General features: G+C 40.1%; 28 protein-coding genes. 18 read left to right on the top strand and 10 right to left on the bottom strand.

The window, feature by feature from the left end:
- The first annotated feature begins 132 nt into the window (after positions 1 to 132).
- The 5 genes from DYI81_RS12055 (at position 133) to DYI81_RS12075 (ending at position 4,196) form a co-directional block, all read left to right on the top strand.
- Positions 133 to 324: a hypothetical protein gene (locus DYI81_RS12055; protein WP_106985051.1), complete on the top strand. Its 192-nt coding sequence runs from the start codon at positions 133 to 135 to the stop codon at positions 322 to 324.
- Positions 325 to 623: 299 nt separating this feature from the next.
- Positions 624 to 1,145: an acyl-CoA thioesterase gene (locus DYI81_RS12060; protein ID WP_106985050.1), complete on the top strand. Its 522-nt coding sequence runs from the start codon at positions 624 to 626 to the stop codon at positions 1,143 to 1,145.
- 333 nt (positions 1,146 to 1,478) lie between these two features.
- Entirely contained in the window at positions 1,479 to 2,054 is a 576-nt protein-coding gene (locus DYI81_RS12065; protein ID WP_106985049.1) for a TetR/AcrR family transcriptional regulator, read from the top strand.
- Positions 2,055 to 2,066: 12 nt separating this feature from the next.
- Positions 2,067 to 3,293, top strand: coding sequence for an MFS transporter (locus DYI81_RS12070; RefSeq protein ID WP_171356358.1), 1,227 nt, complete (start codon positions 2,067 to 2,069; stop codon positions 3,291 to 3,293).
- A 3-nt stretch (positions 3,294 to 3,296) separates the two neighbouring features.
- Complete coding sequence (locus tag DYI81_RS12075; protein ID WP_117007643.1) at positions 3,297 to 4,196, top strand: LysR substrate-binding domain-containing protein; 900 nt, start codon at positions 3,297 to 3,299, stop codon at positions 4,194 to 4,196.
- 429 nt (positions 4,197 to 4,625) lie between these two features.
- Here DYI81_RS12075 and DYI81_RS12080 read toward each other — a convergent pair whose 3' ends face one another.
- Positions 4,626 to 6,233, bottom strand: coding sequence for a bifunctional 3-(3-hydroxy-phenyl)propionate/3-hydroxycinnamic acid hydroxylase (locus DYI81_RS12080; RefSeq protein WP_117007644.1), 1,608 nt, complete (start codon positions 6,231 to 6,233; stop codon positions 4,626 to 4,628).
- A gap of 342 nt (positions 6,234 to 6,575) precedes the next feature.
- Complete coding sequence (locus DYI81_RS12085; RefSeq protein ID WP_106985045.1) at positions 6,576 to 6,791, bottom strand: hypothetical protein; 216 nt, start codon at positions 6,789 to 6,791, stop codon at positions 6,576 to 6,578.
- A 536-nt stretch (positions 6,792 to 7,327) separates the two neighbouring features.
- Between DYI81_RS12085 and DYI81_RS12090 the strand changes: the two genes are divergently transcribed.
- The 5 genes from DYI81_RS12090 (at position 7,328) to DYI81_RS12110 (ending at position 12,215) form a co-directional block, all read left to right on the top strand.
- Positions 7,328 to 8,338, top strand: a complete 1,011-nt coding sequence (locus DYI81_RS12090; protein ID WP_106985105.1) for a GTP-binding protein — start codon at positions 7,328 to 7,330, stop codon at positions 8,336 to 8,338.
- 140 nt (positions 8,339 to 8,478) lie between these two features.
- Positions 8,479 to 9,009, top strand: coding sequence for a YaeQ family protein (locus DYI81_RS12095; RefSeq protein WP_106985044.1), 531 nt, complete (start codon positions 8,479 to 8,481; stop codon positions 9,007 to 9,009).
- 139 nt (positions 9,010 to 9,148) lie between these two features.
- Complete coding sequence (locus DYI81_RS12100; protein WP_117007645.1) at positions 9,149 to 9,772, top strand: MgtC/SapB family protein; 624 nt, start codon at positions 9,149 to 9,151, stop codon at positions 9,770 to 9,772.
- Between the two features lie 102 nt (positions 9,773 to 9,874).
- The gene (locus DYI81_RS12105; RefSeq protein WP_106985042.1) at positions 9,875 to 10,213 is read left to right on the top strand and encodes an FKBP-type peptidyl-prolyl cis-trans isomerase; all 339 of its coding nucleotides are present in this window, start codon (positions 9,875 to 9,877) and stop codon (positions 10,211 to 10,213) included.
- Between the two features lie 136 nt (positions 10,214 to 10,349).
- Positions 10,350 to 12,215: a GGDEF domain-containing protein gene (locus DYI81_RS12110; protein WP_240627403.1), complete on the top strand. Its 1,866-nt coding sequence runs from the start codon at positions 10,350 to 10,352 to the stop codon at positions 12,213 to 12,215.
- A gap of 17 nt (positions 12,216 to 12,232) precedes the next feature.
- Here the strand turns inward: DYI81_RS12110 and DYI81_RS12115 are convergent, their stop codons facing one another.
- Positions 12,233 to 12,679, bottom strand: a complete 447-nt coding sequence (locus DYI81_RS12115; RefSeq protein ID WP_106985040.1) for a GNAT family N-acetyltransferase — start codon at positions 12,677 to 12,679, stop codon at positions 12,233 to 12,235.
- Positions 12,680 to 12,950: 271 nt separating this feature from the next.
- On the opposite strand from DYI81_RS12115, the gene DYI81_RS12120 reads away from it, so the two are divergent.
- Entirely contained in the window at positions 12,951 to 13,427 is a 477-nt protein-coding gene (locus DYI81_RS12120; protein WP_117007647.1) for a hypothetical protein, read from the top strand.
- Positions 13,428 to 13,516: 89 nt separating this feature from the next.
- On the opposite strand, the gene DYI81_RS12125 is transcribed toward DYI81_RS12120, so the two are convergent.
- Positions 13,517 to 14,407, bottom strand: coding sequence for an alpha/beta fold hydrolase (locus tag DYI81_RS12125; protein ID WP_106985038.1), 891 nt, complete (start codon positions 14,405 to 14,407; stop codon positions 13,517 to 13,519).
- A 212-nt stretch (positions 14,408 to 14,619) separates the two neighbouring features.
- Between DYI81_RS12125 and pnuC the strand changes: the two genes are divergently transcribed.
- From pnuC to DYI81_RS12140, 3 genes are all read left to right on the top strand, one after another.
- Entirely contained in the window at positions 14,620 to 15,198 is a 579-nt protein-coding gene (gene pnuC, locus DYI81_RS12130) for a nicotinamide riboside transporter PnuC (protein ID WP_106985037.1), read from the top strand.
- Between the two features lie 22 nt (positions 15,199 to 15,220).
- Positions 15,221 to 15,520: a hypothetical protein gene (locus DYI81_RS12135; protein ID WP_106985036.1), complete on the top strand. Its 300-nt coding sequence runs from the start codon at positions 15,221 to 15,223 to the stop codon at positions 15,518 to 15,520.
- 258 nt (positions 15,521 to 15,778) lie between these two features.
- The gene (locus DYI81_RS12140; RefSeq protein ID WP_117007648.1) at positions 15,779 to 16,270 is read left to right on the top strand and encodes a DUF2505 family protein; all 492 of its coding nucleotides are present in this window, start codon (positions 15,779 to 15,781) and stop codon (positions 16,268 to 16,270) included.
- Between the two features lie 218 nt (positions 16,271 to 16,488).
- Here the strand turns inward: DYI81_RS12140 and DYI81_RS12145 are convergent, their stop codons facing one another.
- From DYI81_RS12145 to DYI81_RS12155, 3 genes are all read right to left on the bottom strand, one after another.
- On the bottom strand, positions 16,489 to 17,778 hold the full coding sequence (locus DYI81_RS12145) for an MFS transporter (protein WP_117007649.1): 1,290 nt from the start codon (positions 17,776 to 17,778) through the stop codon (positions 16,489 to 16,491).
- Positions 17,779 to 17,939: 161 nt separating this feature from the next.
- The gene (locus DYI81_RS12150) at positions 17,940 to 18,143 is read right to left on the bottom strand and encodes an amino acid transport protein (protein ID WP_106985781.1); all 204 of its coding nucleotides are present in this window, start codon (positions 18,141 to 18,143) and stop codon (positions 17,940 to 17,942) included.
- A gap of 113 nt (positions 18,144 to 18,256) precedes the next feature.
- Positions 18,257 to 18,847, bottom strand: a complete 591-nt coding sequence (locus DYI81_RS12155) for a DedA family protein (RefSeq protein WP_106985780.1) — start codon at positions 18,845 to 18,847, stop codon at positions 18,257 to 18,259.
- Between the two features lie 135 nt (positions 18,848 to 18,982).
- On the opposite strand from DYI81_RS12155, the gene def reads away from it, so the two are divergent.
- The gene (def, locus tag DYI81_RS12160) at positions 18,983 to 19,468 is read left to right on the top strand and encodes a peptide deformylase (protein ID WP_117007650.1); all 486 of its coding nucleotides are present in this window, start codon (positions 18,983 to 18,985) and stop codon (positions 19,466 to 19,468) included.
- Between the two features lie 14 nt (positions 19,469 to 19,482).
- Here the strand turns inward: def and DYI81_RS12165 are convergent, their stop codons facing one another.
- Positions 19,483 to 20,265: a helix-turn-helix transcriptional regulator gene (locus tag DYI81_RS12165; protein WP_117007651.1), complete on the bottom strand. Its 783-nt coding sequence runs from the start codon at positions 20,263 to 20,265 to the stop codon at positions 19,483 to 19,485.
- Between the two features lie 105 nt (positions 20,266 to 20,370).
- Between DYI81_RS12165 and DYI81_RS12170 the strand changes: the two genes are divergently transcribed.
- The 3 genes from DYI81_RS12170 to DYI81_RS12180 all read left to right on the top strand — a co-directional run bounded on the left by DYI81_RS12170 (position 20,371) and on the right by DYI81_RS12180 (position 22,662).
- The gene (locus tag DYI81_RS12170; protein WP_117007652.1) at positions 20,371 to 21,594 is read left to right on the top strand and encodes an MFS transporter; all 1,224 of its coding nucleotides are present in this window, start codon (positions 20,371 to 20,373) and stop codon (positions 21,592 to 21,594) included.
- 90 nt (positions 21,595 to 21,684) lie between these two features.
- On the top strand, positions 21,685 to 22,128 hold the full coding sequence (locus tag DYI81_RS12175) for a hypothetical protein (RefSeq protein WP_117007653.1): 444 nt from the start codon (positions 21,685 to 21,687) through the stop codon (positions 22,126 to 22,128).
- 108 nt (positions 22,129 to 22,236) lie between these two features.
- A complete protein-coding gene (locus tag DYI81_RS12180) occupies positions 22,237 to 22,662 on the top strand; it encodes a hypothetical protein (protein ID WP_147316032.1) in 426 nt (141 codons plus the stop codon).
- A gap of 69 nt (positions 22,663 to 22,731) precedes the next feature.
- On the opposite strand, the gene dhaK is transcribed toward DYI81_RS12180, so the two are convergent.
- Complete coding sequence (gene dhaK / locus DYI81_RS12185; protein ID WP_117007655.1) at positions 22,732 to 24,462, bottom strand: dihydroxyacetone kinase subunit DhaK; 1,731 nt, start codon at positions 24,460 to 24,462, stop codon at positions 22,732 to 22,734.
- Between the two features lie 212 nt (positions 24,463 to 24,674).
- Positions 24,675 to 25,544: a hypothetical protein gene (locus tag DYI81_RS12190; RefSeq protein ID WP_117007656.1), complete on the bottom strand. Its 870-nt coding sequence runs from the start codon at positions 25,542 to 25,544 to the stop codon at positions 24,675 to 24,677.
- Between the last annotated feature and the right edge of the window lie 181 nt (positions 25,545 to 25,725).

A 25,725-nucleotide genomic window follows, 5' to 3' on the forward strand; every position in this document is an offset into this window, starting at 1 on the left:
ATAAGACAATTTATATATTTAACCTATATATTCACATATTTAAGTTTACCAGTGTATTGAAATTCTCTAGACTAAAATCCAAAGTTTAATACTTTAAATCAATAAAACTGAGTCCAGAAAAAAGAGTGCTGTATGCAAAAATTTCAAATTGGTGACCGCGTAACTTTGGCCTCTATGCCAAATTATATTTTCGTGGTGGTTCAGCTCAAGATTGATGGCTCTTATGTGATTGAGTCACCTGAAGGAAACGGATCTACATTAACCTATGACAACGTTTCAGCGGAAATGTTAAAAAGTACTTTAACGACAGGCACACAGTCATAAAACCATTTTATGGGGTCCGCATAACACCTTAGGGACAGTAATATATACAGATTGAAACTTTAAATAGATGGCTTTAAGTCATGGTAGATGTGCCTCAACCGAATCATAAATTTCCCTGCACCCTGCATATTATTGATCTATAGTGATTTATACCTCTTGATATATATTTTCTTGAATGATGGTTGAATCACTATAAATAATAATGATGGTTTTTTTGCCGATTTGAACATTTTATTTGGCTTAAAAAAGTTATAATAATCTCAATAATCTTTGTTCTATCACGAGTCTAGAGAAACGCGATGTCCCCATTAGATCAAATTGCTCCAGCATCAGATGACCAATCCGAATTAACAATGTCGGTACTAATGACGCCAGATATGGCGAATTTTTCCGGTAATGTTCATGGCGGTACAATTCTGAAGTTACTGGATCAAGTTGCATACGCTTGTGCGAGCCGTTTTTCAGGTAGTTATGTAGTGACTTTATCCGTAGATAAAGTGAATTTTAAAGAGCCGATCCATGTGGGTGAATTGGTGACTTTCTTGGCTTGCGTGAATCATGTGGGACGTACTTCCATGGAAATTGGTATCCGTGTTGAAGCTCAAAATATTCAAAAACGTACTGTGCGCCATACCAATAGTTGCTATTTCACCATGGTTGCTGTGGATGAAAATGGTAAACCTAAGCCAATTCCACAATTAAACTTAGACAATGACTGGAAACGTTGTCGTTTTGAAGCGGCTGAGCAACGTAAAATTGCACGTTTACAAGAAAACCATCATCCATCTTGTAGTATTTACAAAAAATCGATGCACAACTAAATGCAAGGTTTTTAAAAATAAAAGGTCGCTTCGGTGGCCTTTTTTATGCGCTGATGATTGTGCTGTGCGGGATTCAACAGGCATTGAAAGCGAATACAGGCCAAGAATTTTCGTACTTGGCTATGGTGTTTACTGAATCTCAATATAATCCGAGTATTCCACTAAAGTTTAAGCCAGATTGGTCGATTAGCAGTAGTACATGCAGTCAATTAAGCTTAAAATAAAACGATACGTATCGTTTCGATATTCTGAAAATATATTGTAGAAATTAGCTTGATTGCATAGCACTCATACATTGAAAGTGCGATGTGATGCATACCGGATAAGCGTGTTATGAATGATGCAGAAAAAACATCAAGACGTAAGCAATGCATACTTAAAGCAGTGAATGAAGCTTTACTCGATGTCGACTACAGTAAGCTCAGTATTGAAGATATTGCAGCACGTGCGGGTGTAGGGAAGTCGACGATTTACCGCTGGTGGAATCATAAGTCTGATTTGGTTTTTGATGCTTTCAAAGAAAATACTGAGTCAGTCTTTGATTTGGACTTTAGCCAAACAGTGCAATACAACTTAACACAACAGCTTTTGAAATTATCTATTGCACTGAATCATCAGGTCGGTCGTGCATTGTTGGTGGTGATGGCTGAGCATCGCGAAGCTGCGGGTGACTTTTTTAAGCAGTATTTATTACCCCGTCGTGAGCAAACACGAAAATTGATTCAGTTGGCTATAGCACGTCAAGAGATTTGTGCTGATTATGATTTCGAGTCGATGCTCGATATGTTGTACGGTGCAATTCATTATCAAATTATTTTTTTCAATGCCGTACCTGATCAGCCTTATATTGAAAAGATTATTCAGGTTGCACTGGCACCAATGTTATTGGCTGAGCAGGGTGGCGCATAAATGGCTCAAGATATACAGGTGACACCAGAGCATTTATGGAATCGCTCTTTTATTTTGTGCCTATGCAATAACTTATTTCTGTTTATTTATTATTTCGCCACGCTCACGGTTTTGCCTATTTACATCATGCAAGATTTGGGAGGCAGTGTAAAAGAGGCGGGTTTAGCCCTCACGCTATTTTTGCTTTCTTCCATTGCGATTCGGCCATTTTCAGGCTTAATTGTGCAAAAGTGGGGGAAAAAACCATCACTGCGTTATGCAGGCTTATTGTTTGTTCTTTTTACCTTTAGTTATTTGCTCATTGATAGTTTATGGAGCTTATTGCTGGTTCGTTTTTTACATGGTTTTTGGTTCAGTATTTTGACCACGGTCAATGTCCCTGTAGTGAATGACTTTATACCCGATCGCCGTAAAGGTGAGGGTATGGGCTATTTTGTGATGTCGACCAATTTAGGTGCGGTATTTGGCCCTTTACTCGCGCTCAGTATTATTCAGTTTTCTAGTTTTACGGTGTTATTTGCATTACTTACAGGCGTCACTTTTATTGGTTATGCATTTTGCTTAACGCTTAAAGTAGAAGAAAACCCGACAGTAAAAACGGTGAATAGCAGTTCAGCTGAAGTAGCTGCGCAACAGCCACGCAAAGGCATTGCTTTACACGATATTGTGGAAACCAAAGTTTTACCAATTAGCTTGGTGGCCATGCTGGTGGCATTTTCATATTCCAGCATTACCAGCTTTATTACAGCATTTGCAGACAGCAAAAAACTGTTGGCCTATGCCAGTTTATTTTTCATTGTTTTTGCCGTCTCTATGATTACTGTGCGCCCTTGGGTGGGCAAGCGCTATGATCAGAAAGGACCAAGCTCAGTTATTTATCCATCGTTTATTGCCTTTTTTATTGGTCTGGTCATTGTGAGCTTTATGCAAAACCAGTGGATTTTATGGCTATCTGCGGTATTTATTGGTGTGGGATATGGATCATTGTTTCCATGCATGCAAACGATAGCCATTCAGGCTGTGTCAAAGCAACGAATGGGGCATGCAATTTCAACATTTTTTGCTTTATTCGACATTGGATTGGCAGTAGGCTCGGTGATTATGGGCTTCCTGATTGCCAAATTTGATTATCAATTTACCTATTTATTTTGTGCTTTGATGGTGCTGTTTACCTTACTGATTTATCGTGTATCGGCAGTTCCAGCAAGTGTACAAGCTCAAACATCCAACAAGGGGTAAAATGTGGAATTGCGTCATTTACGTTATTTTTTAGCTGTGGCTGAAGAGCTCAATTTTACCAAAGCAGCACAGCGCATGTGTACAGTGCAACCTTCGTTAAGCCAGCAAATTAAAGACTTAGAGCATGAAGTGGGTGTGCAGTTATTAATACGCTCAAACCGTAAAGTGGAGCTGACGGAAGAAGGTAAGGCTTTTTTAAAAGAGGCACGTTTAAGTTTAGAACATGCAGAAAAAGCGGTGATTGATGCTCGTCAAATTGCACAGTTAAACAAAGAACAGTTAAATATTGGTTTTGTACCTGTGGCGGAAATGAAAGTTTTTCCGTATATCATGCCAAATATTCGTGCGAAGTTTCCTGAGCTTAAAATCCACTTTCATAGCTTAACCGACAGTGATCAGCTCAAGGCCTTACAGCGTGGCGAAATTGATATTGCTTTTACGCGATACCCTGCAGACTCGGCAGATATAGAAACCATTCAAGTTTTTACTGAACCGTTGGCACTTATTATGCCCAAAGACTGTAGCGCTGCGCAGCAACGACACATCAGTATTAAAACGTTTAATCAGCAAGATTTTATTGTGAGTGATGAGCACTCATCTCCTGAGTTATATCGCATTATTCAAGGTTTCTTTAAGCAATCGAAATTGGATGTCAATGTGGTTCAATATTCGACCAATATTTTGCTCAATGTCAATTTAGTCGGCATGGGGGTGGGTTGGAGTTTAGTCCCTTCTTATGTGATCCCTTTATTGGGCGATAAAATTGTGGTGAAAAGCACGATTGAACCTTTGCCCATGATTGGGCTTTATGCGAGTTATCATAAAGAGAAACGCAATGAGGCGATTGAACTGATTTTGAAGGTGTTAAGAGAACAGTTCTATATGGATTTCTCACCGCTTTAAGCATGCAGTGATGTTTATTTTAAAGCCAGTCTCTAGACTGGCTTTTTTGTACAACGATTCTCTTAATTCAATTTATGGCGAGGCGAGAAAATTACTGTGATAGCAAAACATGGCCAGAGAACAAGTTTAGAAAATGGTTTTTCGTTCTATCCTAATGGCCAATTTTCAGGCGAAACGCACTGTATAATTTTAATTGTGCGATTCAGCAAAATTTGCAGATAACTTTGCTGTGACTGATATGCATATCTATAAAAATATAGAAGTATTCACGTCTTGAATTACTGTTATGAATTAAAAAGACTCACGAGCAGAACTCGAGCTACCTGAGATTGCTAAGAGCAATTTTTGCGAATGCATAAAAAAGGCCACGCATTAGCGTGGCCTTTTTATCTGTGATCCCCTAAAAAAGGGGATCAGCAATGTCGTGCATTATTTTGCATGCAACTTAGCGAATAATTGTTCGCTCACGGCATTCATGCTTTGTGGAATAGCCAAGGCAGCCACAAAACGGTCAGGACGTAAAATCACGATAGAGTCTGAAGTTTTACCGAACCATGTGCGAATATCTGTACCGATATCACCAATCGTAATCACACCTTCAAATTTCTTACGGTTTTCATTGCCCAATTGAACCGCTGGAATCACTTGGATAAATTTAACACCCAGTTTTTGCCATTGTTTCATATTTGCTTCTGACAGACCCCATTGAGGATCAACACCCCAAGCAATCACCGCGAAATCATTCCCAATCACTTCATCTAGTAAAATGGTTTCACCATTTTCAAGTTTTACGTGTGGTTGAATAAACATTTTGCCTACAGGGCTGTCTTTACTGTTATTGGTTACCAAAGCACCGTCATTGTATTTAGGCATTGGTTTGAAACGCATTTCGAGTAAGTACTGTTTGATTGGCTTGATGTAATTTAATGCATAAGCAATACCATCACGTACAAAACCTTGCCATTTTTTAGGTGGCGCAAGTACATGACCCGCCATAACAGATAGGTCGATCATCGCTTTTGCATGGTCTTTACGTTCTACTTGGTAGGTGTCTAGTAATTCAGGACCTGCATTACCTTTCACAACCAATGCGACTTTCCAAGCCAAGTTGAAGGCATCACGCATACCACTGTTATAGCCTTGACCTTGCCATACTGGCATGATGTGCGCAGCATCACCCGCAAGTAAAATACGGTCTACACGGAATTTATCCGCAATACGTGCATTGTGTGTATAAACACGTTGACGAATGACTTCAATACCATCTGTATTTGGCAATACTTTAGACAATAATTTTGCAATATTTTCTGGTTTGCTTAATTCTTCTTGAGTTTCACCTGGCATTACCATGAATTCGAAACGACGGATACCGTGTGGTAATGCAGCCGATACGTATGGACGAACAGGGTCACAGCATAGATAAATATGTGGTGTCGCTAATGGGTCGTTTTCAATATCAATAACGATCCATTGGTTTGGTGCAGTTTCACCTTCAAAAGGAACACCTAAAGTACGGCGTACAATAGAGTTACCGCCATCACATGCGATAAGATATTTTGCAGTGATTACTTCTTCAGCGCCGTCTTTATTCTTCACATTTAAAGTCACACCATCCGCATTTTGGCTAAAGTGTGTTAAATGACGGGCAAAGCGAACTTCAGTGGTTTTGTATTGTTTTAAACCTTGTAGTAAAACATTATCCACTTGTGGCTGAATGAATGCATTACGACGAGAGAAACCAAATTCACGTGTTAATGGCTGAATATCAGCAAAGCAACGGCCTTTAGGCGTTAAGAAGCGCATTGCGTGATTTGGTGTAGTATGCGGTAGTACTTGGTCAACTAAGCCCAATGACTGAATGGTACGTAAAGATTCATCATCAATACCAATTGCACGTGGGTAATCAATTAGACTGTCGAGTTGCTCAACTACAGTGACTTGAACACCTTGTTTGCTCAAGTAGTTTGCAATCGTTAAGCCGACTGGGCCTGCACCCAAAATAGCGACTTCAGTAGTGTAATTTGCTTTATTGCTCATGTGCAAAGATCCAATCATTTGACATCCGTTGAGCTCTATTAAGGTCTAAGTGTTTGGTCTAAACAAGCTATGCATAAGTAGAGACTATGTATGCTATTCATGCCTTATTCAACTAGGTATTTTTTTAAATACTTGATATAAAATAATATAATTAAACTTATGGTATAGATTTAGCTAATTTATCTATTCATTTTTTCTATGGTTGATAGGCATTTTTGATCAAAAAAAGCGGAATAACTGTAAAGGTTATTCCGCTTTTAAAGTTGAATAGAGTTGATGATTCAGCAGTCCCTCAACCCAATCAACTTTATGGCAATAAAACTTCTTCTGGAGTAAAAAGAATTATTGTGCTGCTGGAGCTGTTTCTGCAGAAGCTTCAGATGCTGGTGCAGATGCATCTGCTGCAGTCGTTGTTGTGTCAGTTGTTGCAGGCTGTTCTTGTGTGCTTACAACGACTTTGTCAGTTTGAGGTTGAGTTGCTTGTTCTTCTGTTGCAGCAAAAGTTGTTAATGCTGTTGCAGATAAAAGCGAAGCTAATAATACTTGAGATAATTTCATGATAGGGCATCCTTAAATTTAATTTGATCTTTCTCAAACCAATGCATCACCATTCGTTTGGATGTAGGACATGCTAAAAGTTGAATTAAGGATGATCAATGCAACTCACAAAAGTTACGTTTAGAGATTACTTTTTGTCACATATCCATACGCTTTGTAGGGGAATTGTTCATATAGCGCCTAGAAAATAATCAAATGTAAATTATTCATGTTCTGATGTGCCATGAAATGAAGATTTATCTTCACAGTTGGGTTACATCAAACAGTCAAAGTGCTTGTTTTATGAGAATATTCACATAACCAAGTGTAAGATGATGTTTCGAAAAAACAGAATTTCGGCACATAATGATAAGTACGTCACATTTATTTTTTTCTTGTCTGGTGTGGCATTGAGCTGTCTCATGGTTTATTCGTTTTAGTATTCACCTTCGGTTCTGGTTGATGAGATAGGCGAGATCAAAGCTTTTCACTTGCAAGCTCAAGTCTAAGCCGTTATAAGCAGTAGGTCTTGATGCAAACCTGACTTGGGTGAAGTTTTGAAAATTATCGCAACGCCAAAAGTGATTCCTGTCCATATTATTTCTGGTTTTTTGGGCGCAGGAAAAACCACTTTACTTAAGCATGTATTGAGCCAAAAGCCCGATGGTGAAGTGTGGGCAGTGCTCATGAATGAATTTGGCCAAATTGGGGTAGATCAGGCCTTGCTTCCACAAGATCAGGGCTATGCAGTCAAAGAGCTATTAGGGGGCTGTTTGTGTTGTAGTAGCCAAATGCCTATGCAAATTGCTTTATCGCGCTTATTAAGCGAAAACAAACCAGACCGTTTATTTATAGAACCCACAGGTTTAGGCCATCCTGCACAGCTTTTGGAGCAATTGACTGAACCGCATTGGCAAAGTCATCTCAATATGCGTGCTTTGGTAACAGTGGTAGATGCCTCTCGGTTGCATGATCGTGAGTGGAGCACGCAAAATTTATATGCAGATCAATTAAAAGCAGCGCAAATCGTTGCTTTATCTCATGTTGACCAGATGACGGATGCTGACCAGCAAGCTTTGGATCTTTTAAAACAGGAATATCAACCTTACCAACAACTATGGTTGGATGCACCGCAGGGTCAAGTAGCACTTGCACAGATCGATTTAGCTTACACCGCCAGTACACGAAAAATGCAGCCTTTATTGCAACGCATACAACAGCAACCTGAATTGGCTCAACAAGTGATTAAACAATTGCCTTATCACTATGTAGAAACGAGAGCTGACTATAGTGTGGCAGGTTGGAAGCTTCCTAAAGGTTGGCATTTTCATTTTATGGACCTGCTGGACCTTTTGTGTGAACAACAAGATTGGCTGCGGATTAAAGGAATATTTGCTACGGATGAAGGCTGGAAAAGCTTTAACTTCAATCCTGCACAATTTAATTATCAGTCGGTTGAAGAAGGCATTGATAATCGAATTGAGATTATTTACCCCACCACCGAAGCGCGTGATTGGTTAGCTTTTGAAAATGCTTTAATGCAATGTCGTATTGTAGAGGCAGAGTAGTCAGCTCGTGAGTAATCGCGTGCTAAACCTGTGCCGAATCAGGGGCAATCATGAGCCTTAAGCGATGTTTAATCATCAGCAAAGCCACATTTGATGGGTGAAATCGAGTATGCTAAGCGCCAAATTTGAGGACTTAATGTATGGCGCTTAAAGCTACGATTTATAAGGCAGACTTGAACATAGCCAATATGGATGTACACCAATATGGTGACTTTCAATTGACCATGGCACTGCATCCGTCTGAAACCATTGAACGTCTTATGGTTCGTATTTTGGCCTATGCACGTTATGCCGATGAAGCTTTAGAGTTTACCAAAGATCTCTTTGAAACGGATGAACCTGCGCTATGGGAAAAAGATCTCACAGGTCAGCTGATCAAGTGGATTGAAGTCGGCTTGCCAGACGAAGACAAAGTGAAAAAAGCTTGTGCACGTTGCCAACAAGTCGCGGTTGTGGCTTATGGTAATTCGGTGGATGAGTGGTTTAAGCGTAATAGCAAGCTAAAAACACTTAAAAACCTTGAAGTATGGCAACTTTCAACGGCAACCACAGACGCAATTCAAGCGCTTTGTGAACGTACAATGCAGTTACAGCTGAACGTGATGGATGGTGAATGGACCTTAATTGGCGATTCAGCACAAGCTGTAATTGAGTGGGAACAATTAAAATAAGCTGGGTTTTGATCCTATTGATACGGCCAACTTGTTTCCAAATAGGGCCAATCACATGAAGAAAGATGTGGTTTAGGCTTGCATCTTTCTTTTGTTTTTAGGTATACCAAAGAGAGTTAAAACAACAATAGGCCATAGCATGTCAAATGAGATTTATCATTTGCTGATTGCACTTGGTATTGGTGCAGTCATTGGCGCAGAGCGCGAATATCGAAGTAAATCTGCAGGCTTAAGAACCATGATTATGGTGAGCCTCAGTGCGTGCTTATTAACTATGCTGTCGCTGAAAATTGGGGTAGAAAATCCAGATCGTTTAGCCGCTAATATTTTAACGGGCTTAGGTTTTTTGGGCGCAGGGGTGATTTTTAAAGATGACAACCGAATTTCAGGGATTACAACAGCCACCACCATTTGGATGACCGCAGCGCTCGGAATGGCCGTTGGTGCAGGTTATGTGGTGCTGAGTTTATTTGCTACTTTTGTGGTATTGGTGGTGCTGGTGTTACTCATGTATGTACAAGAGTGGATAGAGCAGCGCCATCAGGCACGTAAATACCGCATTGTATGCATGTATCAGCAAGAAACCTTAGATAAATATGAAGAGCTATTTAAGCACTATGGCATGCAAGTGATTCGTAACGAACAATATAAAAGTGAACAGAAAATTGTGGGCAGATGGGTGCTCATTGGTTCTGCACAGCACCATCGGCAGTTAACCGATTATTTGTTAGATGATCGCGATATTTTAGAGTTAAGTTTTTAAAGATAGTGACGCAACATGAGGACATATTCGCGCTTTGACAATATCGCGTTGATGAGCTGTTATAATGTCCTTATCTTGTTATATCTGTAATTAGGCAAAATCATGTCAAACGAACTTGAAATTATTGATTTAAAAATTGGTGAAGGTAAAGAGGCTGTAAAAGGTGCGTTAATTACTACGCATTATACAGGCTGGTTAGAAGATGGTACTAAGTTTGACTCTTCAATTGACCGCGGTAATTATTTTGAAACTGTCATTGGGACTGGCCGTGTGATTAAAGGTTGGGATCAAGGGATTATGGGTATGAAAGTGGGCGGTAAACGTAAACTTTTGGTACCTGCGCATTTGGCTTATGGTGAGCGCAAAATGGGCAAAATTATTCCTGCGAATTCAAACTTAATTTTTGAAATTGAATTGTTTGACGTGAAAACACGTGATTAATAGCGAAAAGTGAACATCGTGATAAACAGCAATTGCTGTTTATCACTAAAATTAAAAAATATTTGTCGATTCAGTAATTTAAACGTACATTAAGTTTGATGTGCAAAATATCTAAATAAATTGGATGCTCAAACTAGTGTCGATAGCTGTAAAGTTTCTGTGCAAATTAAAAACCTGGTTATTTTTAGGTTGGTTGCTGGCGTGTCTATCGACTGTGGCGTTTGCACAGTATGAACCAGAGCCTGAGTCTTATTATTCAAAGCATCAGGTCCACACGCTTAATTTTAATACTGACAATACCATTGCCTTAGGTGGTGACTGGTTATTTTATCCAAATCATTTATTACGTGACCCCAATACCGTACTGAGGGCAGAACCTATAACGCTTCCTAGTGCCTTGGAAAAAGGCTTAGGTTCTAACCGTGGTTATGGCACTTATATTGCGCATTTTCGCTTACCTCAACATGCTGTAGGGCGCCGTGTTGCGATTAAAATTCCTCATCAATATGGCGCTTATAAGGTTTTTTTAAATGGCGACTTGCTGGTTCGTGCAGGTGAAGTGAATGCAGATTTGGCTAAAATTGAAGTTGAAAAAGCGCCTAAAATTGCATATTTCGTAGCGAATGATGCGTATTTTACACTCAGTATTCAGGTCGCTAATACATCTGAATTACATGGGGGCTTAGAAAATCCACTGCGAATTGGCTTAGCCCGCAATATTAATCGGCAGTTTCAACAACAACAAATGAGTATAGCGGCTGTATGTGGTGCAGTGCTCGGTGTGAGTTTATTTACATTATTATTTTCATTGTTTCGTGGCCCAATGGTACGTGAAAGCCAAAAACAGTTTGTTTTCGGTCTGTTTATTTTATTTTTGGCCTTACATAATCTTTTTACAGCGCCGTATGCTTATACCGCTTTTACCACAATAGATTGGAAACTAGGGGCACGCCTAGAATATTTATTTAGCTGCATCGCGATTTTATTTTTTCTCAGCTATATCTATATGCTGAAGCGTAAATATTTACACCGTTATATTTATGGAATGTCAGTTGTTCTTCTCAGTATAAATATGGGCGCGGTATGTGTACTTGAGCCAGAGCAATTTAATCAGCTGGGTATGTATTGTGCGATTTTTTGTTTGCCGGTAATTATTAATCTTATCTATGGATTTTCGCAGACGCTGAAGTTTAAAGAGAGCTATTCTGTGTGGAATCTGTGGGCTGTTATTTTCTTATGTAGTGCATTTTTAAATGACTTCTTGCTCATGGCCAATGTGATTGATTCGGTGTACTTATCTTTTGTGGCGACCAGTTTGTATGCTTTATTAATTATGTTTCAGCAATCGAGAAATTATGCGTTTTATACTTATCACACAGAGCAATTAAATACCCGCTTACGTGAGTTAAACAGTTCACTCGATCAAAAAGTGAAAAGTCGTACTGAAGAGTTGCATAACTTAAATGCAAAGCTAGAATTACAAGTGAAAACTGATGCATTAACAGGTGCTTTTAACCGCTATGCGTTAAATCATGAGATACAACAGCTATTTGATCAAACGCCAACTTATTCAGACAAAACCCTGATTTTTGCCATGTTAGATGTCGATTATTTCAAAAATTATAATGACTATTATGGGCATCTTAAGGGTGATGTGATTTTACAGAGCCTTGTGAAAGTTCTGAAGCAAAGTTTGCCTGAAACAGCATTTTTGGCACGTTACGGTGGTGAAGAGTTTGCAATTGTGATGCATAACGTGCCAATTCCCGTGGCAGAGCAATATTTACTCCAAGTTTTGGATGCAGTCCGTCAGCAACAATTTGAACACCTTAACCGTAGTGATGGCAAAGACTATGTCACATTAAGCATAGGGGTGGCGTATAAAAACCGTGAGCACCCTTATGCAAATATTCATGAGTTAATGAAAGCCGCCGATGTTCAATTGTATGCTGCAAAACAAGCAGGGCGAGACCAACTGAAGGTGAGTCCACATCAAGCTTGAGTCTAATGTTAAAAGATTTATAGTGGGCTTACTTGTTTGACCAATAACATAGAATCACTATTGGAAGGCTGAGTGCGTTCGAAGCCATATTTTTGGTAAAACGGCAATGCGGTCTGTGTACTTTCTAAGGTCAATTGAGGAATATTTTTAGTGTGGCAAGTTTCAAATAATTTGAGTAACAGGGCTTCGCCAAAGCCACGAAGTTGCATCTCAGGGGCAACATAATTCAGTAGAATGTTTCCTTGATCATTCACCATAATAACGCCCGCAATGCGGTACTCATCTACATAGACCCAGCTGTCGTTATAGAGCATCCATAAGGTTAAATTTGCTTGATTCATTTCTTCAAGTAGAATCTGAATGCTACTTTCATCACGTTGATGATCGTCTATACAGGTGCGAATACTTTCGTGAATAATTTTTAATATATGCGGTATATCTTCAATCCTTGCTTCGCGTATCATATTTTTTTCTAATTGATCAATCTGAAAATATTTTTAATTTCACAAGAAAAGGGTTAAACATAAAAGCCAAGAACTGTTGCATTGTGATGCGTTTCTGAAGCATTTGTGCCTGAGTTTTATGTTTTATGACAGTTGTGTTGCGCTTTTAAGGTGACTTTGTTTTGAATATGTGACTTCACAGCGTGTGAATATGGCTGGATGGTTGGTATTTGCGTGCGCCATCTAGAAGAATAATAATGAGATGAGTGCGTAGCTCTACAGGTGAAAAATAATGCTCAATTTTTTATTGTGGATTTGTGTTCTTATTGTCCTGAGTGTGCTTTGGATGGTGATAAAGAAAATTGTGAAAAAGCAACGCTATGTCGAACGTTTAAAGCGCTATCAAGCACCAGAAAAACCAGCCAATATTAGCGCACAAAGCGCGGGACAAAACGACAGCCTTACGCATGTGGTGGATGAATATGAGCAACAATTGTTTGATGATGTTGCCAGCATGTTTTGTGAACAGCACTATGAAGTGAGCACTCTAGATGAAGCTAAAGCATTACAGGCCGAGATTCTGCGCAAAATGCCTGTGACCTGTAAAACCCAAATTCGTGCCTTAGATCTAGATGAATACTCGATTTACTGGAATTTTTACGAGCAGTCCTTGGAATATTATATGGGGCGCTATGGTGTGTTTTATGCGCATGTAGACCGTTTAGGAACAGAGCACAAAAGAGAAATTACCAAAGCTCCCATAGAATGATCTCAAGTTCGGCTAAAGATCATCTTTCATGTCATGTACTCAGTGCTACGTACAAAGGCCTTTGAAACGAGTTCGGCATGCTCACGTCATTAAGCTGATTTTTGCACAGATAGATCTTGAGTAAATGTATTGAGCATATCGTCCCATAGCTTTTCTGCACCTTGGCGGAAATAGCCCATGTGACCAATGGCTTTTAAGCCTAAATCTTTGGCTTGCACATCGATATAATGTAATGGTGCCTGACGATAGTGTTGCATAAAGGCTTGTCGTGATGCTGGTAAGGCCCAGTCATCATCTAAGGCTGCCACTGCATAAATTGGGGTTTTCACTTGAGCATATTGTGCATGCAAATGTTGTTGCTGTGGATCTGCAAAAAAGTAATTCGGGTGTTTGCACCACTGACGCCATTGACGATAAACATCCAATGGTAAATCAGCGCCCATATTAAATTTACTCCATGGCAAATAACCATGTGTAGCTACAAAGGGTGGGAAAATAATATTCCAAATTACTTGCACCTGTACTTTGGTTTTGAAAGGCATATAACCATGCCAGCCGGCGCCTGTGCCAAAGCAGTACATCATTCTTACTAGATCATGATTGCGGGTGAGTCCAAGTGCTTGTCCACCATAAGAGTGTCCAACCATATAAATGGGTAAGTCCGACTGTGCCAAATAATCGATTGCAGCAGTTAAGTCATGTTGGCCCCAATCTAAATAAGACATACGAAAGTTTTGTAATTGTGCAGGTGCGGATTGCGCAATCCCACGGTAATCAAAGGTGAGTACTTGAAAGCCCTGTGTTGTGGCATGGGTTGCAAAGCGTCTATAAAAACCTTGAGGTACACCTGTCGCACTCGCCACGACAATACTGGCCTTGGGCTGTTTACATGTATATAAATGTGCAGCAATACTGTAGCCATCTGCTGTACTGATATAAATAGGTTTTACCGCTTCATTGGTCTGAGTGTGCTGGGTCATAAAAGGCTCTTATCGTTTTATGTTTTTAAATGGTCATATAGGCTTTTCAAGTTCTATTTTTGTACTCGTGTGCTCGAATTGTCAAATGATGGTTGTATACGTACGCGTTCAGAAAGCACATGAGCAGAAAGAGGCGTGCATAACAGAAAGAGGATTGCAGTTATTGTATTTTTTTCCATAATAGCGCTTTTAAAATAAAGTAGGCGACAGGCATGTCGGAGCTCGAAATTATTGCGGTACTGGTGAGTTGTATTGCGGTTGCACTTACGGTATGTCGCCACATGTTGTGCTGGCCGTTTAATTTATTGGCTTATGTGCTTTATGCTTTTATTTTCTTTGATTATAAATTGTATGGTGAAACCATTCTGCAAATCTTATTTATGGGATTGGCAGTGTATGGCTTTTTACAGTGGAAGCAAGGTCAAGCCACAGATCATGAAATTCGTATTGAGCCTTTGCCACAGGGTCAGCTCTGGTTACAAGTTGCAGTGACTGCATTGTTTGGGGTGCTGTTTGGGGCTGGCTTAAAATTCCTCACCGATGCGGCCGTGCCGTGGCTGGATGCGCAATTGGCAGCCTTTAGTTTGTTGGCAACTTATTGGACCAGTCGAAAATATATTGCCACTTGGGTACTTTGGGTAGTGGTAGACATTATTTATGTCGGCATGTTTATTTATAAAGATTTACTGTTAACAGCGGGTTTATATGCCGTTTTTGTGCTGTTGGCGGCCTATGGTTGGTATACATGGTTGCAGGCGAAACACAAACAACAGAGCATGCCGAGTGGATAAAATGACATGGTAGAGAAAGAACATGTTAATTGATTTCAAGCTTGAGCAACAAAAGCAGTTTGATGCCGTGGCCGAGCAAATTTATCAAACACCTGAGCAATTTCTAAATTTTGCGCAGCTTAGCGACGCTTATGCAATACCGTGGTTGCAGGACTTTCCTAAAGCCACACAAATGATTGTATCTGGTTTAGATGATGGTGCAGAGCATTACTGTATGAAGCTTCAATATTTAGCACAATATATGCAGATTGATTATGCCACCCAGATCAGTGTGTTGTGGTGTGGTCGATTTGGGCATAAGCATGCGCTAAAGTTGGTATGAACTAGGCTCTAGGCGATTTAGCGGTATCAACTTTTATTGTATGTTGCAGTATTGGCATATTTAGGTGGTTGGCTCAAATGATGGTTAAGTTTGCAACGATAGGCCAGTTTGCCGATAAAATGTAGATCTATAGTCAATGTAAAGACTCGATTTAAATTATTTAATAGTATGAGTTATTCAATAGCATAAGCTATAAATCAAACTGTAATGCTACAGTGATGAATACAACAATAAAACGAAATATAAAAAGGGTATAACATGGCGCATCAATTTACTGTGCAAGCTTCAATTCAAGGCATTTCATTACAAGATTTTAAACGTTTAGCTGCTCGAACAGAACTACACGAAGCTGTGTGTAAGCGCATTCCAGGGGAGCAACTTGAAATTATTGAATCAGAAAAAATGGGCGATATTTATACGCTGAAGCGTGCTTATAACTTAGATGTAAAAATTCCTGACACTGCGAAAAAATTTTTGAAAGATGCATTTCGTTTACATCGCACGGATGTGAGTAATTTAGAGGCCATGACCTCAGAAGTGATTTTAAAGCCAAATCTTCCACTTAAGGCCAACTGCCAACGCCGTGTGACTGGCGATGACACTCATGTGGCATTTCATTTAGATTGGAATGTGAATATTAAAGTACCACTCATTGGTGGGATGTTAGAACGTCATGCTGAAAGCGAAATCCGTCGTTTTAGCCAAGTCGAAATTGAAATTATTGAAGACGAATTACGCAAGCATTTATAAATAAAGCTTAAGCGCTAGACCTGATTAATCGTGCATGTCTTATAATGTAAAAGCTTGGTCAGAATGTACGTGTTAAGCATCATGCATATCTAAAAAAAGAGCAGTTTAACTGCTCTTTTTGAGTTTCAAGGATGAGGTGTTTTAAGTGTTGCCCAGCCTTTTTTTAGCACATACTTTGTTAATAATCATTGTTTAACAATTTAATTTAACTCGCGCCATTAGCTCGGCCGAAAGTTGGCTTTCTCAAATTTTGCGCGATACAGCATGGCTGTGAAGAAAGCCACCATGCATACTACCCAAACATAGTACAAAGCACCAATTGGGCTAAACGCGCTTAACCACTGTACCAATGGCAAAGTAATGCCTCCAGCAATGGCATAGGCCAAGTTGTATGAAAATGAAATGCCTGTAAAACGAATTTGTGCAGGGAACATTTTCACCATGCTATAAGACACCATTCCGACAGTACCTGAGCTAAAGCCCAAAAGCATATACAACACAAACACAGTCGATGGAGCAACATGACCTAAGCTGTTGTAAAACACAGTAGCCAGTACAGTGACGAGTAAAGAACCAAATAGCATGACTTTGCCCGCACCTAAGCGATCTGCCAATAAGCCTGCAACAATACAACCTGCCATTTGCATAATAATGGCCGCACTTTGCATTTTAAACGCATCGGCACGTTCAAAGCCAAAGCCTGTGCTGAGTAAGTTGGGCATGGCCAAAATCAGGACCACGACACAGCCTGTTAAGAACCATGTAAACAACATACCAATTACGACAGCTGTTTTATGCTTTGCCAGCACCTGTTTAACAGGCAGTTCTTTTGCCAGTGCTTTTTTCTCTTGCATGGCTTTAAATACAGGAGTTTCTTTGAGGTAACTACGTAAATACAGCGCTACAAAACCAAAAATACCGCCAACAATAAAGGGAATACGCCATGCCCAGTCGTGAATTTCAGCTTCAGAAAATTTGAGCGAAATAAACAGTGACATTAAAGCACCTAACAAAATGCCTAAGGATAAACCCGCAGTCAGCAGGCCATTGGCAATCCCAATTTTCTTTTCAGGTACATGTTCAGAAACAAAGGTCCAAGCTGCTGGAATTTCACCGCCAATTGCAATGCCTTGAACCATACGCATAAGTAAGAGTAATAAGGGCGCTGCATAACCAATGCTTTCGAAGGTTGGCATGACACCAATGAGTAAGGTAGGCAAAGCCATGAGTAAAATAGACAAGCTAAATAGGCGTTTACGGCCCACTAAGTCACCAAAATGCGCCATGACCACGCCACCCAGTGGGCGGAAGAAGTAACCTGCTGCAAAAATGCCATAAGTATTGAGCATGGCCCAAAATGGGCTGAGTGTACTTGGGAAAAATAATTCAGAAATAATTTTGGCGTAAAAAACATAAATCACGAAGTCATAGAACTCAAGCGCACCACCTAATGAGGAGAGGCCGAGTGTTCGTTTGTCTTCACGAGTTAGGCGTGGATGAGCTTCCATGCGAAAATCCAAGGTAAAACAAGTCAGTATCTTTGGATTGTAGATAAGGGATATTTGCTTGAATAATCAAACTTTATTGGTGGTTTAATAACTTTTAATTATATAATTTTGTATTACTTATCATGTAAATATTTAAAAAAATAGTATGCTTTAGATGAAGTTTATAGACGAATAAATTTAGGAATCACACAAAGAATAAGGCCAAGCGCCAACATGATGCTGATGTTTTCAATAAAATAAGGGTAAATAATTAAAGCAATACCGCAGATCAAGGGCACCGATTTTTGTTGTTTTTTACCATATAAAAAATAGCCGAAGCCGATGGAGCTAAACAGCACACCCAATAAAAGTATAGTCGCGTTCACGCTAACTTCCTCCCTGTAAAATTACATATATAGCAACAGGAACTGAAAATTAACTTAAGTGCATGTGTATCAGTATTTTATATCTTGGTGACTCAATTGCGAGATTAAATTGATTAAGATGAGCGCGTCTCTGAGGACTCAGTGCTTTTGGCGAAACGGCCATACACAATACGCACCAACAAAATACAGAAGATGACTGCGCCAATAATGACAATTTTATGTTGATGGGGCAGAAGCATGTGCCAAAAAATATGAAGCCAATGACTGACCTGTAAACCGACACTCACCACCACAAAGGCCCAGATAAAACTGGCAATCAAATTGATCACCAAATAGCGCAGTGCTGGATAATGCATAATGCCAAAGCTCATGGGGATGATGGTTCTTAAGCCCCATAAAAAACGCATGATTAAAATGGCAACTGTGGGATAACGCGCAATAATTTGGCTGGCACGTTCAAATTTTTGATTGAGCCGTGGGCGAGTTTGAATAAAGCCGTAGCCATATTTTGCACCAATGAAATAATACAGTTGATCGCCTAAAAAGCCACCAACCATGGCAATTCCCACCAGAGGCCAAAAAGATAAAATGTGTTGATGTACTGCATAAGCACCGAGCATTAATACGGTTTCGCCTTCAAAAAATGCACCGACAAACACAGCTAAATAGCCGTAATGTTGCAATAAGGCAGACCAGTCAAACATAATAATTTACTTAATCTCAATCCAAAGCAGGTTTATTCTCTCTTACGAGGCTTAAGCCATAATGAAAAAGCATCAAATAATTTATATTAAATAAAATACCTGACAAATAGACCTTTAATATTTGGAGTAACTTGTATGAATACGGTATTAACTGTCGCACAACAAGGTGAGGCTATTCTGAATTTAGTGGCTGTTGCAGTGAGTGAAGCTGAGTTTAATTGTCCGTGGTTAACTGAGCTAACGCAGGCGATGCATGCAACCATGCTGGACCGCAATGGTGTCGGTATTGCGGCACCACAAGTGTATATTTCTAAGCGAATTATTATCGTGGCTTCACGTCCTAATGTGCGTTATCCCGATGCACCTGAAATGGATGCAATTGTGATGATTAACCCTGAAATTGTGTTTCAGTCTGAACAGACCTTAGATGGTGAAGAAGGCTGTCTGAGTGTGCCAGACAGGCGTGGTCAAGTTGCACGAGCTGCCCAAATTCGTGTGCGTTATCGAAGCGTACAAGGCGAGCAGATCGAAACAGAGTTTTCAGGCTTTCCTGCACGTATAGTACAACACGAGGTAGATCATCTAAATGGCGTGCTCTTTGTTGAACGTTTAACAGATTAAAATAATGTTCGGCATTATTTAGCCCCTTGCCTAAACTGCTGTGGTGTTTGTCCCAAATGCCGTTTAAACATGGCACTAAAAGCACTGGGGTTACTGTAGCCAAGTGTCCTAGAGATTTGTGCCACAGATTCGCCAATTGAAATTTTACTTAGCGCATGCGCGATATGCATTTGCTGAATCCAAGCCCGATAAGAAAGTCCCGTTTCTTTTTGGAACATACGCATGAGGGTACGCGCACTTGTGCCAATATCATCGGCCCATGTGCTTAAATCCTTCAGTTGGTTGGGTGTATCTAACATGGTTTTACATATTTGTAGCAGGCGTTTGTCTTGTGGCCAAGGAATCTGAATAGGCAACAGATTCGCTTTATGAATTTCATCGAAGATTAAAATTTGCAACGAGCGTGATAACTCATCTGCGCTCAGCACTTCAGATGGTGGCATACTTTCGAGCGCATTTAAGCGAATCAGTAGTTCATGCAGTAGTTTGCTTACACGAATAATAAAACAATTTTGGCCCATCAGGTCCGCGGCTGCTGTATCGACCAGCGCCGTATTCATTTTGACATGACTAAGTGAAATGACACTGTGCTCGATCCCAGCAGGAATCCACAGCGCACACATAGGCGGTACAATCCAAACATGGTTGGGCGTATACACTTGAATCATGCCACTAGATGCATAGAGAAATTGTGCCCGCGAATGATGATGTGGTGGCGTAATCTCCCGATAGCTATGCTCAGAAGATAAGCCAATGACCAGTTCCGACATTTCAGTTTCAATCAGCAAGCTATGCATGCAGGCCTCATTTTTGTCACTTATACAATGATTATTGGAAGATAATGCTATGAGTGACAATTTACAATCAAAAATCGATCAATACAGACATGGAGTGAACGGGCAATGAACGCTTCAATACCCGTGAAGAATGATGCTGACGTAGCAAGTACGCAGCCACAAGGTATGGTGATTAAAATTGTGGGTGCAGTTGCGGTAGCGCATCTGCTAAATGATTTAATACAAGCGGTTTTACCTGCTATTTACCCGATGCTGAAAGTCAACTTTTCACTGAGTTTTGCAGAAGTCGGTCTGATTTCACTGGTCTATCAACTGACAGCTTCATTATTGCAACCATGGATTGGCCTCTATACCGATAAGCATCCTAAGCCTTATTTGCTCCCAATGGGCATGGTTGTTACGTTCAGTGGTATTGTGCTATTGGCTTTTTCCCCAAGTTTTACCGTACTGCTGATCGCTTCTGCCCTCATTGGGGTAGGGTCATCGACTTTTCATCCTGAAGCATCGCGGGTGGCGCGTATGGCATCAGGTGGTCGTTTTGGCACAGCCCAATCTACATTTCAGGTTGGTGGGAACACAGGTTCTGCTATTGGCCCACTATTGGCCGCGTTGATTATCGTCCCTTTTGGACAGCATGCAGTCGCATGGCTGGTGGTCTTTGCTTTGTTGGCCATTTGGGTACTGTTTGCTGTGAGTCGCTGGAATATTAAACATAGCCTTAGCCAAGCCACATCAAAAGCACAGCAGGTACAAAGCAAGCTACAAGGCAGACAGCTGTTTATTGCATTAGCAACTATTTGCGTGCTGATGTTTGCCAAATTTACCTATATCGCCAGCATCAGCAACTATTTCACCTTTTATCTAATGCATAAATTTGGCTTAAGTTTGCAAAATGCCCAGCTACATTTATTTGCTTTTTTGGCAGCCGTTGCCTTGGGCACATTTGCTGGCGGGCCGATTGGCGATAAAATTGGCCGTAAAGCCGTAATTTGGGTGTCTTTTATTGGCATGGCGCCTTTTGCACTCATCATGCCCTATGCAAATTTATTTTGGACGACCGTGCTGTCTATTATCGTGGGTTTAGTGATGTCATCGACTTTCGCTGCTATGGTGGTCTATGCGCAAGAAGCCGTACCTGGTCGCGTAGGCATGATTGCAGGATTAATGTTTGGCTTAATGTTTGGTGTAAGTGGTATTGCTGCTGCGGGTTTGGGTTATTTGGCAGATATGAATGGCATTGAATGGGTGTTTGGTGTTTGTTCATTGTTGCCTTTACTGGGTTTAGCAACATTCTTTTTGCCAAAGACGCAGATTAAGCCTGTAGGCTAATCATCGCGCTGTCTGATAGGATCAATCAGGTGGCGCTTTTTATTAGGTCAATGCTGGGTTTGAATTGAAGATTGCTAGGGGAATATGCTCATGAGCGATTCGCAAGCAGAGATTGCATTTTCACTGGCTGATGAACAGCTGAAATTTGAAGTAGACGGGCAAATAATTGAAATTTCAAAAGGTCTGAATTTTATCATTGCGCAAAGTGTGCGTTTTGGCGGTATCGATGCTTTGGCGATTGAAAATATGATCTATGTGATTGAAGAACTACTGGAACAGCTGAAGCTGGATTTTCGCAAACAGCGGAAGTCACAAACTGCTGATGAATCTATGCGACAAATCAGCACGCTGTTTTTTAATGATGCAAAGCACATAGACCGAAATATGCTGGAACATGCATTTAATGAGTGGGTGGAGCGACTAGAATATTATACGAACAAAGTAGGGCATGATTTTAAGCTATGGGCTTACTTTGTAATGATTCGAGAAATGATGCATCATTTGAATGTCATAGAGATTGAAATTGCTTCGTAGAAAGCTGTAAAGACCTTTTAATTTTAGCTTTGGCTTGGTTAAAATGCCGCTTCAATTGATAAATAATAAAGAAATCGTATGAAAATAAAATTAATGGTGCTGCTGGCTATGCTGCCGCTAAGCGTTGTTGCTGCGGAAAGTATTCAACCCGTGATTCAAGGCAAAGTTTATCAAGATTGGTATATGAAGCCTGAAAAGTTAGCTAAGCCCAATAAAGTGATTAAAGGCGGCCGTGACGAATGCAATGACAGGTATTTCCCAGACCAATGGAAGTTTGGCAGCTACACAGTGCTTGCCAACGGACAGATTCAAGAAGTGTATTTTAGAGATAACAATACCGTGATTTTTCATCATCAGCGTATTCCTTATAACTTGGATCAAGCCGCGTTTAAGAAAAAATTCAAAAATCATATCTTTGAAACAGATGATAAAAACGTGATTGACGCTGGTGTGGAAGGGTCAAATGATTCCATCGAATTTATTTTTAAAAATGGCAAGCTATTCAAATACCGTTTGAATATTGATGATTGCTAATTTAAGCAATGAACAATAAAAAAAGCCCTAAAAACTGCAAAGTGATTAGGGCTTTTTTACATTCAAAACTTATTTCAAATGTTCAGCAATATCCGTAAAGATCACGCCTAAACCATGTGCGCCAGCATCTGGATAGCCAAGACTGCGATCGCCCACAGTTCCCGCACGTCCCATACGCGCTATAATTTCTTTAGTCTTTTCGGCGCCTTGAACAGCCGCTTTTGCACCTAATGTGAAGTTTTCTTTAAAGGATCTATCTGTATGGGCAGACCAAGAATCTGCACATGGCACTAAGGCATCAATCAGGGTTTTATCACCGACCACTGCGCCACGTCCAAATGAACGTTCACCTGTGGTTTGAATGCCTTTGACTGCTGCTTGCAGCATCTCTGCAAATTCTGCGGTATTCAAAACAGCTTTGCCTTGAATCGATTTCGCTGCTGCACGGAATGCTGAACCCCAGATTGGGCCAGACGCGCCGCCGCAATGTTCCATAATGATCATTGAACAGTTGAGCAGGAATTCATCCATCTGCTGCGCTTGAATCAGACTTTGCCATTCGCGTTTTAATTGCTTAAAGCCTTTCGCCACGCTCATCCCGAAGTCGCCGTCACCTGCATGCGCGTCTAGTTCACAAAATGGCACTTCATTTCTAATGATGCAGGCAGACATGACATCCACCACATAGCGCATGTTTTCAACGGTGAATTGTTCATTGCTAATCACTGCATGTTCAGGCTGAGTTTCAACTTGGGTGTTTACCACTGTTTCGGTTGCAGTATCTTTGGTCGCGAAAGTTAAAGGCTGTGCTGCTGAACCATCCATTTTAAATGCAGGGGTATTGGCTGCTGCATCGAGGTAGGTTTTCAATTCATCATCGACAGCAAGCAAGGACACAGATGCACCATTCATGTCGATACTGGTCATATAGTTGCCGACAAATGTGCGGTAAATTTTGATGCCTTTACGTGCAAGGTGTTCGCATACATCATGGTTAAAGACATACAACTCTTGCAGCGGTGTGCTACCAAAGCCATTGACCAAGACTGCAACTTCTTTCATGTCTGGGCGGTCAAGGAACAGGTCATCCACGATGCGCTGTGCCATTTTTTTGGATGGCAAGATTTTTTCACGACGGATGCCGGGTTCACCGTGAATGCCGACGCCATATTCCATTTCGTCATCAGCCAAAATAAACGTTGGCGTGCCTTTGGCTGGAACAGTACATGAGCTATAAGCAAAACCAAGGCTAATGACGTTGTCCGCAGCTTTTTGAGCAATCGCTTTTACGTCTGCAAGTTCTAAGCCTTTTGATGCTGCTACGCCTGCAATCTTATGTACAAATACTGTGCCTGCAACACCACGACGACCGACTGTATATAGGCTGTCTTTAACCGCAATGTCATCTGCCACTTTTACATAGTCAACTTTAATGCCGTCTTCAGTCGCAAGAGCTGCGCCATTCTGGAAATTCATCATATCGCCAGAATAGTTTTTGATGATCATCAGCACGCCTTTGTCAGTCGCGACTTGCTGTAAGGCTTTATAGACCTGAATTTGCGACGGAGATGCAAATACGTCGCCGCACACAGCAGCGTCTAACATACCTGTGCCAACAAAGCCTGCATGTGCAGGTTCATGACCGCTACCGCCGCCACTGATCAATGCCACGTTTTGGTGTTTTTCTTTACGTGAAATGATTTTATAGGCTTCATTAAATTGAAGCTCTGGATGAGCCAGTACAAGTCCTTTGCACATTTGGACAACGATGTTTTCTGCGTTGTTCATGAGTTTTTTCATTAATGCACCAATGGGTTATGAATTTGGGGAGATCTAAAGGTGATTATTATAAGGAAATTGGTGTGGTGTCTGACATAAAAGTGTAAAAAAGCAGTATTTCTGATTAATGGGTGAGTGATTGGCTTGTTTTTGGGTACACTTATTTTAGATGTGGAATCCCTCCCAACCTCCCTTTAATAAAGGGAGGCGTTGTCACGTAGTTTATTTAATCACTACACTTCTTTAAAGTTAGGAGAAAAATAAGTTATCCAGATGTCACATAGTTCTAAAATTTGGACATCATTCAAAAAAGCAAGAGGTTTTTTGATTCCGATTTTATGACTTAATTCATAATGATCTTTAATAAGCTTTATGGCTTTAGTTAGTTCATTATTAGAAATTTTATAACATTTTGTCAGTTGTTCTTTAATGGCTTTGAAGGAGTTATCACTCCATTGTTCGTATGGCGGAAGATGTGTAGTTAACTCAAATATTTGTTGGCGTGATAGGTTTTTTGTGAATGTCCCAAGTTTGTATTCATCTATCAATGAATCAATCAAATAAATTAAATCATCTAGATTATCTTCTAAATCTTTGAATCTAGTATTGAGAATATAACAGTTGATAACCCCTTGTTCGACTAAATGTGTCTGATCATCATTGCTTCTAGGATATCTAAAAGTTTGTCCTGTAGGATCAATACTTGCTATATCACATATTGTTTCATTAATTCGATCAATTAACTCTCTAAAACGGGTATCAAGCAAATTTGCATTTATTTTGAAATATGACCAAATATTCCCAATATCATGTGAAGTAATCAAATTAAAACAGGGTAAATCAATCTTTTTGATGTGAGCTAATAATCTAATTTCTTCAATAGCACCTTTAAGTCTAAGCTCAATAGAATGGCGCATATTAAAACAGATTGGATAAATCAAATGATCAATTTGTTCACCTTTGGAATTTAAAATGTAATTTAAAAGAAGATTAGCCGCTTTAGAATAGCCTTTTGAATATTCTATATAATTAGGTTGTCCATTATCCCCAACACATGCATTAGCCCATGTTGTCCCACTTCCAGTGAATGTTTTGTTGTCCATAAGTGTTTATTACAAAGTTTTTAGAATTTTAATGCAATATTATTGCATAAATCCCTCCTAACCTCCCTTTAAAAAAGGGAGGAGCTGTCACGTAATTAAATTAATACGTGAAAGCCCCTCTTTGAAAAAGGGGGATTTAGGGGGATTAAAAAATAAAAGCCCTCACTGTGAGGGCTTTTAT

Source organism: Acinetobacter sp. SWAC5 (assembly GCF_003419885.1).
GTDB classification, from domain to species: Bacteria; Pseudomonadota; Gammaproteobacteria; order Pseudomonadales; family Moraxellaceae; genus Acinetobacter; species Acinetobacter cumulans.